Origin of the sequence: Stutzerimonas kunmingensis (assembly GCF_002929225.1) — a bacterium.
GTDB lineage: Bacteria > Pseudomonadota > Gammaproteobacteria > Pseudomonadales > Pseudomonadaceae > Stutzerimonas.
On the sequence record NZ_PISM01000022.1, the window covers coordinates 580,810 to 593,314 of the forward strand.

Annotated in this window: 10 protein-coding genes; 3 read left to right on the plus strand and 7 right to left on the minus strand. The window is 65.1% G+C overall.

What is annotated here, in order from left to right; all coding sequences use genetic code 11:
- Positions 1–78 precede the first annotated feature (78 nt).
- The 6 genes from miaB to CW305_RS21895 form a co-directional block, all read right to left on the minus strand.
- The gene (miaB, locus tag CW305_RS21870) at positions 79–1,392 is read right to left on the minus strand and encodes a tRNA (N6-isopentenyl adenosine(37)-C2)-methylthiotransferase MiaB (protein WP_104098971.1); all 1,314 of its coding nucleotides are present in this window, start codon (positions 1,390–1,392) and stop codon (positions 79–81) included.
- Positions 1,393–1,481: 89 nt separating this feature from the next.
- Complete coding sequence (locus tag CW305_RS21875; RefSeq protein WP_104099125.1) at positions 1,482–2,018, minus strand: tetratricopeptide repeat protein; 537 nt, start codon at positions 2,016–2,018, stop codon at positions 1,482–1,484.
- Between the two features lie 116 nt (positions 2,019–2,134).
- Positions 2,135–2,758, minus strand: coding sequence for a hypothetical protein (locus tag CW305_RS21880; RefSeq protein ID WP_104098972.1), 624 nt, complete (start codon positions 2,756–2,758; stop codon positions 2,135–2,137).
- Positions 2,759–2,766: 8 nt separating this feature from the next.
- Positions 2,767–4,050 (minus strand): glutamate-1-semialdehyde 2,1-aminomutase, encoded by a 1,284-nt coding sequence (gene hemL / locus CW305_RS21885; protein WP_003301735.1) that lies wholly within the window; start codon positions 4,048–4,050, stop codon positions 2,767–2,769.
- A 55-nt stretch (positions 4,051–4,105) separates the two neighbouring features.
- On the minus strand, positions 4,106–4,747 hold the full coding sequence (thiE, locus tag CW305_RS21890) for a thiamine phosphate synthase (protein WP_104098973.1): 642 nt from the start codon (positions 4,745–4,747) through the stop codon (positions 4,106–4,108).
- A gap of 14 nt (positions 4,748–4,761) precedes the next feature.
- On the minus strand, positions 4,762–5,556 hold the full coding sequence (locus CW305_RS21895; protein WP_104099126.1) for a hydroxymethylpyrimidine/phosphomethylpyrimidine kinase: 795 nt from the start codon (positions 5,554–5,556) through the stop codon (positions 4,762–4,764).
- Positions 5,557–5,777: 221 nt separating this feature from the next.
- Between CW305_RS21895 and CW305_RS21900 the strand changes: the two genes are divergently transcribed.
- Both CW305_RS21900 and CW305_RS21905 read left to right on the plus strand, forming a co-directional pair.
- The gene (locus tag CW305_RS21900) at positions 5,778–7,778 is read left to right on the plus strand and encodes a sensor histidine kinase (protein WP_104098974.1); all 2,001 of its coding nucleotides are present in this window, start codon (positions 5,778–5,780) and stop codon (positions 7,776–7,778) included.
- A 144-nt stretch (positions 7,779–7,922) separates the two neighbouring features.
- Complete coding sequence (locus CW305_RS21905; protein WP_104098975.1) at positions 7,923–9,569, plus strand: acyl-CoA dehydrogenase family protein; 1,647 nt, start codon at positions 7,923–7,925, stop codon at positions 9,567–9,569.
- 22 nt (positions 9,570–9,591) lie between these two features.
- Here the strand turns inward: CW305_RS21905 and CW305_RS21910 are convergent, their stop codons facing one another.
- Positions 9,592–10,434 carry an ion transporter gene (locus CW305_RS21910; protein ID WP_023444941.1) on the minus strand — a complete coding sequence of 281 codons (843 nt, stop codon included), beginning with the start codon at positions 10,432–10,434 and terminating at the stop codon, positions 9,592–9,594.
- 523 nt (positions 10,435–10,957) lie between these two features.
- On the opposite strand from CW305_RS21910, the gene scpC reads away from it, so the two are divergent.
- A complete protein-coding gene (gene scpC / locus CW305_RS21915; RefSeq protein WP_023444942.1) occupies positions 10,958–12,469 on the plus strand; it encodes a succinyl-CoA:acetate CoA-transferase ScpC in 1,512 nt (503 codons plus the stop codon).
- The last annotated feature ends 36 nt before the right edge of the window (positions 12,470–12,505 follow it).

The following is a 12,505-nucleotide window of genomic DNA, read 5'->3' on the forward strand; positions in this document are numbered from 1 at the left end:
AGAATAGCGCCGCGGGCGCAAAGCGGAAAGCGCAGACGCGGCCCCGATGCAATCACATGGGGGCCGCATTCCCGGTTCTCAAGCTAGCAAGGTGCCGCGTAGCGAGTGTGGCAGCGCGTCGTCGATGTGCACGTCGACGAACTGGCCGATCAGTCGCGGGTTGTCGCAGCGGAAATTGACGATGCGATTGTGTTCGGTACGACCCTGCAGCATGCCGGGGTCCTTCTTCGAATAGTCGCTGACGAGGATGCGCTGAGTGGTATCTACCATCCGTCGGCTGTTCTCGAAACCCTGCTGATTGATGCGCTGCTGGAGGATCGCCAGGCGCTGCTTCTTCACCTCGTCCGGGGTGTCGTCGACCAGGTCCGCGGCCGGGGTGCCGGGGCGGGAGCTATAGACGAAGGAATAGGAGAAGTCGAAGCCGACGTCTTCGATCAGCTTCATGGTCTGTTCGAAGTCCTTGTCGGTCTCGCCGGGGAAGCCGACGATGAAGTCCGAGCTGATCAGGATGTCCGGCACCGCGGCCTTGAGCCGGCGGATGCGCGATTTGTACTCCAGCGCGGTGTGGTTGCGCTTCATCGCCGCGAGGATGCGGTCGGAACCGGCCTGTACCGGCAGATGCAGGTACTTCACCAGCTGCGGGATGTCGGCATGGGCCTGGATGATCGCGTCGGAGAACTCCAGCGGATGGCTGGTGGTGTAACGGATGCGACCGATGCCTTCGATCGCGGCCACGGCGTGCAGCAGGTCGGCGAAGTCGTGGCCGTCGTAGCGATAGCCGTTGACGTTCTGCCCCAGCAGGGTGACTTCCTTCACGCCGTTCTCGGCCAGGTGGACGATTTCCGCCAGCACGTCGGCCAGCGGGCGGCTGACTTCCTCGCCGCGGGTGTAGGGCACCACGCAGAAGGTGCAGTACTTGCTGCAGCCCTCCATGACCGAGACGAAGGCGCTGGGGCCGTCGACGCGCGGCTCGGGCAGGCGGTCGAACTTCTCGATCTCGGGGAAGGAGATGTCCACCTGCGGCTTCTTCGTGGTGCGCGCGGCGTCGATCATCTCCGGCAGGCGGTGCAGGGTCTGCGGGCCGAAGACCACGTCGACATACGGGGCGCGGTCGCGAATGGCCGCGCCTTCCTGGCTGGCCACGCAGCCGCCGACGCCGATCACCAGTTGTGGATTGTCCAGCTTCAGTTCGCGCCAGCGACCCAGTTGCGAGAAAACCTTTTCCTGGGCTTTTTCGCGGATCGAGCAGGTATTGAGAAGAATCACGTCGGCCTCTGCCGGGTTCTCGGTGATCTCCATGGCCTGGTGTTCGCCCAGCAGGTCCACCATGCGCGAGCTGTCGTACTCGTTCATCTGGCAGCCATGGGTTTCGATGAAAAGCTTGCGGATCATGTTACGGGCCGGCGTTGTGCAAAAAATGACCGGCGATTATATGCCCACGACCGAGCAGGGGAAAGCGCGGGCGGATGCCGCAGGATTGTTCAGGGGATCTGCGGCGCGTCGGCGGCCTGCAGTTGCATCAGGTAGTCGCGGAAGATCTGCCCGAGAACCTGGGTGGCAATTTCCAGCTCGTCGCGACGCATCTGTCCGGAAACTCGGTCGGCTGTATCCAGCGCATCGTCTTCGCCATTCACGGCAGCCATCTTCAGCACGATGTAGGCCTGGACGTTGTTGGCCTTGACCCCTTCGCCGCGGAAGAACATCACGCCGAGCCGGTGTTGCGCGGCGGCATGACCGCGTAGTGAGGCCTGCTCGAACCAGTACAGTGCCTTGGCCAGGTCCCGTGGCGCACGCTTGCCGTCGTAGTGGAATTCGCCCAGCTCGTAGGCGGCTTGCACGTCGCCTTCGCTGGCGGCCTGCTGGCAGTTGCGCAGTGCTTCGGGGAGTTCTTCGGGAAGGGTGTCGAGCGCGCAGCGCGCGGTCGCCGGGATCAGCAGGGTATTCCCGCCGGCCATGGCCGAGAGAGGCGAGAGAAGCAGCAGACAGCCCAAAGACAGGATGCGGCCGGTGCGGATCATGAAATCTGGCGCCTCGAGGAGCAGGGCGGTAATGAAAGGCTGGAACGAGCCAGCCGTCACATTATGGATAAGCTGCAGTCTGCTTACAAAGCCTTTAACCGCCTGTCATCGGCTTTTTATGCGACTGCCGGAGCGTCCTCGCGTGTGCTGCCCGGCAGGTGCACCAGCAGAATGGTCAGCAGCGGGCTGGCGATGGCCAACAGCAGCGGACCCAGGTCGCCGAGCGGATTGGCGATCGACACACCGTTCGGCAGTGGGGCCATGCCCAGCAGTAGCGCGCCAGCCGCCAGGCCGGCAAGGGTCGGCAGGCGTGCCGGCCATTGCAGCGCGCCGGCGTAGATCGCCAGCAGCGCACTGGTCAGCATCACGCCGAAGGCGTAGGGCTCGTTCCAGCCCAGCTGCCGCGCCAGTTCGAAGAACACGCACAACCCCAGCACCACACGACCCCAGTTCGGTCGACTCCACACCCAGCGCCGCGCCAGGGTCAGCGCAGCGATCGCAATCAGCGGCAGGCCGAGCAGCAGGCTGGCGCGCTCCAGCCACTGCCGCGCTTGCTCCAGATCCATGCCAAGCAGAGTTGTGGCGGCGCACGCAGCGCTGGCGGCCGTCAGGATGAAGCCGAGCAGTGCGCTGAATAGCGCTGGCTGGTCCGCTTCGCCGTAACGGCGCCGGGCGCGGCCGATCAGCAGTGCGCTGGCGCCGGCAGTCAGGGCGAGCAGAATGCTCTGCAACAACTCCATCGTCGGGCTCACTTGAGTTTGGCGAAGGCGCGCTCGGCCGCATCCAGGGTGATTGCGAGCTCGGTGTCGCCATGGGCGATAGAAGTGAAACCGGCCTCGAACGCGCTCGGTGCCAGGTAGACGCCGCCCTCGAGCATCAGATGGAAGAAGCGCTTGAAGCGGTCGGCATCGCTGGCCATGACGTCGGCGAAGGTCACGATGTCATCGGCGCCGCTGAAATACAGACCGAACATGCCGCCGACCTGGGTGGTGACGAAGGGGATGCCGGCGGCATCGGCGCGGTCCTGCAGGCCCTGCAGCATACGGCTGGTGTAGGCGCTCAGCTCGTCGTGGAAGCCCGGGCGGCTGATCAGGCCCAGCGTGGTCAGGCCCGCGGCCATCGCCAGTGGGTTGCCGGACAGCGTGCCGGCCTGGTAGACCGGGCCGAGCGGGGCGATGTGCTGCATGATGGCGCGCTTGCCGCCAAAGCAGCCGACCGGCATGCCGCCGCCGATGATCTTGCCGAAGGTCGACAGGTCCGGCGTCACGCCGTAGTAGGCCTGGGCGCCGCCGAGGGCGACGCGGAACCCGGTCATCACTTCGTCGAAGATCAGCACCACGCCATGCGCGTCACACAGGGTGCGCAGGCCTTCGAGGAAGCCCGGCGCCGGGGGGACGCAGTTCATGTTGCCGGCGACCGGCTCGACGATGATGCAGGCGACCTGCTCGCCCTTTTCCTTCAGCGTGGCCTCGACTTCGGCGAGGTCGTTGTAGGCCAGAGTCAGGGTGTGCTTGGCGAAATCCGCCGGTACCCCGGCCGAGCTCGGCACGCCCTGGGTCAGGGCGCCGGAGCCGGCTTTGACCAGCAGGCTGTCGGAGTGACCGTGATAGCAACCTTCGAACTTGATGATGGCGTCGCGGCCGGTGTAGCCACGGGCCAGGCGGATCGCGCTCATGGTCGCTTCGGTACCGGAGCTGACCATGCGTACCATCTCCATGGACGGCACCAAGCGGCAGACCAGTTCGGCCATCTCGGTTTCCATGGCGGTCGGCGCGCCGTAGGACAGCCCGTGCTCGAGCTGGCGGCGCACGGCATCGAGCACCTCGGGATGGCTGTGGCCGAGAATCATCGGGCCCCAGGAGCCGACGTAGTCGACGTAGCGCTTGTCATCCTCGTCGATGACATAGGCGCCGGCGGCGTGTTTGAAAAACAGCGGGGTACCGCCGACGCTGCGAAAGGCGCGTACGGGGGAGTTGACGCCGCCAGGGATGTGGGTTTGGGCAGCGGCAAAAAGGGTTTCGGAACGGGACATGCGGGCCTCGCAAAGCAGGGGCTGAGCGCCGAATGGCGGGTCAGCCGTGGCGGAATCAGGGGGTATTGAACAGCTGGCTGAACGCTCGGGCGCGGCGCTCGACCTCGGTCGGGCTGTCAGCGGCGAACAGCGCGTGCACCACGGCGATCATCTGCACGCCCTCGGCGATCAGGCGCGGTGCCGTTTCCGGCGTGATGCCACCGATAGCGACAATCGGCAGGCCGATGCGGGCGCGAGCTTCGCGCAGCAGTTCGGGATCGGCCGAGGGTGCCCCCGGCTTTGTCTGCGACTGGAAGAAGCGGCCGAAGGCGACATAGCTGGCGCCGTCACGCGCGGCCTGTTCGGCCAGCGGCAGCTGCGCATGGCAGGTGGCGCCGATGATTGCCTGGCGGCCGAGCAGGGCACGGGCGGCGGCCAGCGAGCCATCTTCCTGGCCCAGATGCAGGCCGACGCCCAGTCGCGCGGCGAGCTCGGCATCGTCGTTGATGATCAGTTGCGCGCCATGGCGGGCGCAGAGTTCCTGCAACGCATCGGCCTCACGCAGGCGACGGGCCTCGTCACTGGATTTGTCGCGGTACTGCAGCAGGCGGGCGCCACCTTTCAATGCGGCTTCGACATACGAGAGCAAACGGCCCTCGGCGAGCAACTTGCTGTCGGTGATGGCGTACAGGCCGCGCAGGCGGGTCGAGTCCTTCATGCGCTGCTCTCCAGTCAGACCAGGTCCAGTGGCAGGCGCCGCGGGACGAATTGCCCATGGCCGGGCGCCTCGGCATCGCGCAGGGTGCGCCAAGTGTAATCGAGCGCCGAGCGGACAGCACTGGTCAGCTCCTCGCCCAGCGCCAGGCGTCCGGCGAGGGCGCTGGCCAGGGTGCAGCCGGAACCGTGATAGCTGCCGGGCAGGCGCGCGCAGGTGAAATCGTGGCGGCTACCATCGCGGCAGTAAAGACGGTTATGCACTTCGCTTTCATCGCCGTGGCCGCCGGTGATCAGCAGGTTGCGGATATGCGGCAACAGGCGTTCGGCGCATTCGTCGGCGCTGCCCTCGGGCAGTTCGGCGAGGATGCGAGCTTCCGGCAGATTCGGCGTGGCGATGGTCGACACCGGGAACAGTCGCTCGCGCATGGCGAAGCCGACATCATCCTTGCCCAGCGCGCCGCCGCCACCGGCGCGCAGCACCGGATCGCAGACCAGCGGCACGCCGGGCAGCTTGGCCATGATCTCGAGAACGGTCTCGACCATTTGCACCGAGCCGAGCATGCCGAGCTTGACTGCCGCGATCGGCATATCGGCGATCACCGCGTTGGCCTGGGCGAGCACCCATTCGCGGTCGAGGACGCGGAAGTCGGTGACGTTGACGGTGTCCTGCACGGTCAGTGCGGTGACGGTCGGTGCAGCGTGACAGGCCTGCGCCAGAAGGGCTTCGATGTCCGCCTGCAGGCCGGCGCCGCCGCTGGGATCATGGCCGGACAGACAGAGGACGACGGGTCTTGAAGTAGGGTTTTTCATGGCGTGCGAGCTTATCACCAAACAGCGCTGGCGGGACGTGGCAGTTGTGCGTCCCGCCAGCGCGGCGCCCGCCGGCCATCGGGCCAGCGATCCGGCAGACATTCGTCTTTTCCGGCTGCAACCATCGCTGTGGTAGATTGCTGGCACTTTGGTTTTCGGGTCGGGTGGCGGGGTTCGCAGGGCGTGAATCCGTTTTCGTCGTCTGGCCTGCACGAGGCATCATGCGGTACGTCTTCCTGCTCATCCTGGCCCTCTTGCCGGCCCTGGCCGCTGCTGTCGAACTGGACGAACACACCCGTCACCTGCCACTCGGGCAGCTCATGCGGGTGTTCGAGGATCCACTTGGCGACGCGCAAATCGACGAAGTCGCCTCGCCCGCGTTCGAAAGTCACTTCCTGCCTCACCGGACCGCGGTGTTCAACGCCGGCTATTCGCGCTCCGCGCATTGGGTGCGCGTCGATCTGCATTACCGTCCGCAAACCGTGCAAGGCGCGCGACGCTGGTTGCTGGAGGTGGCCTATCCGCCGCTCGACAGCCTGCAGCTGTACCTGCCTGACGGCAAAGGCGGTTACCGCCTGGCGCGTGACACCGGCGACACCCGCCCCTGGGCCAGCCGCGAGATCGGCCAGGGCAACTACCTGTTCGAAGTGCAGCTGCCGACTGATCGGCCCCAGCGCCTGTACCTGCGCGTGCAAAGCGAGGGTTCGATCCAGGTGCCCCTGAGTCTCTGGTCGCATCACGCCTATCTTGAGGCGCAACCCGGGCGGCTCTATGTGCTGGGCATGATCTACGGCGTACTGCTGGCGATGCTGGTCTACAACCTGTTCATCTATATCAGCATCCGCGATCCCAGCTATCTCTACTACATCCTCTACATCGCCGCGTTCGGCCTCTACCAGGTCTCGGTGAACGGCGCCGGCGTGCAGTTCCTCTGGCCGGATCGTCCGTGGTGGGCCAATGCCGCGACGCCGCTGCTGATCGGCGCCACCGGGCTGTTCGGCTGCCTGTTCACCCGCAGCTTTCTGCGCACCGCGGAGCACAGCCGCTGGGTGGATTGGCTGCTGCGGCTGATCATTGTCTTCTCCGTGCTGGTGATGGCGCTCGCCATGGCCGCCGATTACGGAGTGGCCTTGCGCCTGGCCACCGCGCTGGCGCTGCTGTTTACCCTGGTGGTGTTTGCCGCCGGCATCCTGGCCTGGCTGCGCGGCATGCGTGTGGCGCGCTACTTCATCATCGCCTGGAGCGCGCTGCTGGTCGGCGGGCAGATCAACACGCTGATGGTGCTCGGGCACTTGCCACACAACTTCCTGACCATGTACGCCAGCCAGCTAGGTGCTGCGCTGGAGGTGGTGCTGCTGTCGATGGCGCTGGCCGACCGCATCAACGGGCTGAAGGACGAGCGAGCGAAGATCCTGGAAAACGCCCGTGCCGAGCTGGAACAACTGAACCGCGAGCTGGCCGAGAGCAACCGGCTCAAGGACGAATTCCTCTCCAATATCAGCCACGAGCTGCGCACGCCGATGATGGGCGTGATGGGCGCGCTGGAGCTGCTGCCCAGCTCGGATACGCCGGAAGAGCTGCAACAGTACCAGCACATCGCCACCGGCTCGGCGCGCGACATGATGCGTCTGGTCAACAACATCCTGGTGCTCAGCGAACTGCGCGCCGGCAAGTTGCGCCTGCAGGATCAACGCTTCAGTCTGCGGGAAACCGCCGCACGGCTGCAGCAGCAGTTCGCCCCGCGGGCGCAGGACAAGGGCCTGGTCTTCGATCTCGAGTTCGACGAGAAGCTGCCTGACCGCGTGTACGGAGATGGTGAAAAGCTGGAACAGAGCATTTGCCATCTACTCGACAACGCCGTCAAGTTCACCTCCCGTGGGGCTGTCACGCTGCGTTTCGCTGGTGCGCTGGAGCAGCGCGAACTGCTGCTGAATGTCGAGGTCGTCGACAGCGGCATAGGCTTCAGCGACGCCGACCTGGCATTTCTCTATCACCAGTTCCGTCAGGTCGACGGCTCCATGACCCGGCGCTACGGCGGCCTCGGTATCGGCCTGGCAATCAGCCGGGGGCTGATCGAGGTGATGGGTGGGCAGCTCGATCAGCAATCACGGCCCGGCCTGGGCAGTCGCTTCTGCGTGCGTCTGCGCCTGCCGCTGAGCGCGACGGATGGGCCCGCCGCAGGCCGTGCGAACGATCTTCCGCCCTGCGCGCCGATTGCCTGACGCGCGGACCTTTTGGCCGATACCTCGCTTCAATCCTCGTCGCGCAGCATGTTTCACTGCTGATCCATTGCCGCGCGGCCGGCGCCCCGCCCAGGCCGGCTACGCTTGCTGACAGCTGTGCCGGTATTGAAGGAGGACGCCCAGATGAATCCGCAAAGTTGCGCCGAAACCCACGAGGTCACCAACCAGGTGCCGCCCCTCGACGGCGCCAACCTCTACCGTATCGACCTGCCGCTGCAGCAATGGGTGCAGCGCTACCACGCCGGCTGGGCGGACGAACGCCTGGATGCCTACGGTGCGCTTGCCGGCGGTCCGTTGATGCAGGCCGGTTTTCTCGCCAACGAGAACAAGCCGGTGTTCAAGAGTCATGACCGCTATGGTCATCGCATCGACCTGGTGGAGTTTCACCCGGCCTATCACGAGCTGATGCGTGCGGCCATCGAGCACGGCATCCCCTCGCTGCCCTGGGCTGATCCGCAACCCGGTGCCCAGGTGGCGCGTGCCGCCTTGATGTACCTGCACAACCAGGCCGAGGCCGGCAGCAGCTGCCCGCTGACCATGACCTACGCCAGCGTGCCCGCCCTGCGCCTGCAGCCGGATCTCGCCGAACGCTGGCTGCCGAAGATCCTTGCCCGCGAATATGACCCGCGCAACCTGCCGATGGAGCAGAAGGCCGGCGTCACCATCGGTATGGCGATGACCGAGAAACAGGGCGGCACCGACGTGCGCGCCAACAGCACACGCGCGTATCCGGTTGGCGCCGGTGGCCCCGGGCAGACCTACGAGCTGGTCGGGCACAAGTGGTTCTGTTCGGCGCCGATGTGCGATGCCTTCCTCACCCTGGCGCAGACCGACAAGGGCCTGTCCTGCTTCCTGCTGCCCCGCCATCGCCCGGATGGCACGCGCAACCAGTTCTACATCCAGCGCCTGAAAAACAAGCTGGGCAACTGGGCCAACGCCTCCAGCGAAGTCGAGTACCGCGGCGCGCTGGCCTGGATGGTCGGTGAGGAAGGGCGCGGCGTACCGACCATCATCGAGATGGTCTCCTCGACCCGTTTCGACTGCATGATCGGCTCCAGCTCGCTGATGCGTCAGGCCCTGACCCAGGCGCTGCACCATTGCGCGCACCGCCAGGTCGGCGGGCGGGTCCTGCTGCAGCAGCCGCTGATGCAGAACGTGCTGGCCGACCTTGCCCTGGAAAGCGAGGCGGCGCTGGCGCTGACCCTGCGCATGGGCCGCGCCCAGGACAATCGCCATGACGAGCACGAAGACAAGTTCGCCCGTCTGGTCACCGCCGTCGGCAAGTACTGGATCTGCAAACGCGCGCCGAACATGATCGCCGAGGCCAGCGAATGCCTGGGCGGAGCCGGCTACGTCGAGGAAACCATCCTGCCGCGGTTGTATCGCGAGGCGCCGGTGAATTCCATCTGGGAGGGCTCGGGCAACGTGCAGTGCCTCGACGTCTTGCGCGCGCTATCGAAGGAGTCGGGCGTGCTCGAAGTCCTGTTCGCCGAACTCGGCGACGGTCACGGCGATGCGCGCCTGAAGGCGCATATCCAGCGGCTGAAGGCCGCCTTCGGCGACACCGAGGACATCCAGTGCCGCGCCCGTCAGCTCACCGAAGACGTTGCCGTCGGCCTGCAGGCCAAGCTGCTGCTCGAAGCCGGCAACGCGGCCGTTTCGGATGCCTTCATCGCCAGTCGCCTGGAAGTGCACGGGCGGGTTTATGGAACGTTGCCGCGCGGGCTCGACATCGACGCGCTGCTGGCGCGCAGTGCGCCGCATCTGTGACTCCGTGGCAGGGTTGCGTCGCCTAGCGGCGCGCCTGCCCGCGTAGCAGGTCCTTGAGCTCGGCGATTTCCCCACGCAGGGCGCGGACCTCCTCATGCAGGTCCGCCTCGATGTGCTCGCGCGCCGCCTCGATGCTCGCCTGGGTGGCTTCGTGCTCCGCATCGGTAACCGTCTGCATCGCGTTGACGATGATGGCGATGAACAGGTTGAGCATGGTGAAGGTGGCAATCAGGATGAACGGGATGAAGAACACCCAGGCGTAGGGGAATACGTCCATCAGCGGGCGCACGATGCCCATCGACCAGCTTTCCAGCGTCATCACCTGGAACAGTGTGTAGATCGAACGGCCGAGGTTGCCGAACCACTCGGGGAAGTCGGCGCCGAACAGCCCGGTGGCGATCACTGCGGAAACGTAGAAGACCAGCGCCAGCACCATGGCAATCGAGCCCAGGCCGGGAATGGCCGACAGCAGCGCGCCAACCACGCGGCGCATCGACGGCACCATCGTGACCATGCGCATCACCCGCAGTACGCGCAGGGCACGTAGAACGCTGAACGGGCCGCTGGCGGGCACCAGCGCGATGGCAACCACGGTGAAATCGAACAGGCTCCAGGGATCACGGAAAAACGCCGCGCGATGAACGTAGATGCGCGCTGCGATTTCCACCACGAATACGCCGAGGATCAACATGTCGAGCACTCTGAGCAGCTCGCCCCAGCTGGCCACCAGTGCCGGCGAGGTCTGCATGCCGAGGATGGCCGCGTTGATCACGATCAGCAGCAGAATGCTGCGCTGAACGGCTGGCTGCTCAATGAGCTGTTGCAGTCGACGACGAGTACTCGTTTCCACGGGTGTTGCCTGCATGATGCCTACCTGTCTGTTTCGATCATCGCCCTGCCCGCGACCGTGGGGCTACCGTTGAATACAGTCGGGCGGGCGCGAGTATGGTGGCGAAGACCAGCGCGGGGAAGTGACGGCGGTGCCCGGTTCGTTTCCTGATTTGACAGCGTTCAGGCGGCGCTTTGGGCGCGGCGACAGCCTGGGTGGCCCGGTTTAACCGCGTGAAGTGCGGCCTGCGAACGCCTCGCCGCCGGCCGGTCGCGGTTGCGCTGGGCGTCGATACCGGCTATGACCTCTCCTGTGCGGCGGCCTGCTAGTACCTTTGTATAACAGCCAAACGAGCTGGTGCTCCTAGAATGGGGCGAGCGACTACGTTACGGGGTTGCAAGTGCCGCATGATTTTTTGAGGTTCCGATATTGAGCGGCAAAAGACATGGGCGCTTTGTCTCCGGACATCAAGTGGCCGTCTCCCTGCCTCGTCAGGCCTGGCGAATTTCTTTGCAGAGCCTTCACGGACGAGCATTCGATGAGTTTCTGAGGTGAGTTCATGGCAACCGATCTAAACAAGTACATCCGCAACGCAGCGTTTCTCGACAAGGTCGTCTCGGCAGAAGAGGCCGCGTCGTGGATCGAGGACGGCATGACGCTGGGCATGAGCGGCTTCACCCTGTTCGGGGAGCCGAAGGTGTTTCCGAAGGCACTGTCCGAACGCGGCCAGCGCGAGAAATTCAAGGTCAACCTGTTCACCGGCGCGTCCATGGGCCCGGCAGCCGACCAGTCGATGGCCGAAGCCGGCATCATCAACAAGCGCATTCCGTATCAGGGCAACCCGGTGCAGCGCAAGAAGATCAACGCCGGCGAAGTGCTCTACATCGACCAGCACCTGTCCCATACCGCGGAACTGCTGCGTCAAGGCGTCCTGCCGCAGGTCGACTACGCCATCATCGAGGCGGCGGCCATCACCGAGGATGGCCAGATCATCCCGACCGGTTCGGTCGGTAACTCGCCGATCTTCGTGCAGAACGCCAAGCACGTGATCATCGAGCTGAACACCTCTGCTCCGCGCGAGTACGAAGGCATGCACGACATCTACATCCCCGGCCCGGCCGGCGAGGATTCGCGCAAGGACATCCCGGTCTACAACGTCAGCAAGCGCATCGGCTCGATCGGTATCCCGGTCGATCCAGCCAAGGTGCGCGGTATCGTGCTGTCCAGCGAGCCGGACATTCCTTCCCCGCTGTTCGAGCCGAACGCCGAAACCCAGAAAATCGCCGACAACCTGCTGGACTTCCTGCGTGAGGAAGTGAAGCTGGGACGCCTGACCAACAGCCTGGCCCCGCTGCAGTCCGGTGTGGGCTCGGTGGCCAACGCGGTGCTGGCCGGCATGAAGACTTCCGAGTTCAAGGACCTGACCGTCGCTTCTGAAGTGCTGCAGGACGGCGTTTTCGACCTGATCGACGCCGGAGTGGTGAAGTTCGCCGCCGCCACCGCCTTCTCCCTGTCGAAGAAGCGCGTGGACAACCTGGCCTCGGACCTCGCCAAGTACGCCGGCAAGGTGGTGTTCCGTCCGCAGGAGATCTCCAATCATCCGGAAGTGATCCGCCGGCTGGGGATCATCTCCTTCAACACTGCGCTGGAAGCCGACATCTACGGCAACGTGAACTCCACGCACGTCAACGGCACCCACATGATGAATGGTATCGGCGGCTCGGGTGACTTCGCCCGCAACGCACGTATCAGCATCTTCGTGACGACCTCGACGGCGAAGGACGGCAAGATCTCCTCCATCGTACCGTTCGTCACGCACGTGGATCACACCAACCACGACGTCGACGTGATCATCACCGAGCAGGGCTATGCCGATCTGCGCGGGCTGGCGCCCGTCGAGGCGGCGGCGCGAATCATCAACAACTGCATGCACCCGGACTACAGGGCCCAGGCGCTCGCCTACCTCGAAGAGGCGAAACAGCGTGGCGGCCACACCCCGCACGTGCTGGAAAAAGCCTTCTCCTGGCATGCCAACTTCGCCAAGAACGGCACCATGCTGCTGGACAAGTAATCGGTAGGAGCCTGTGCGGCCGATGCAGCAATGCAT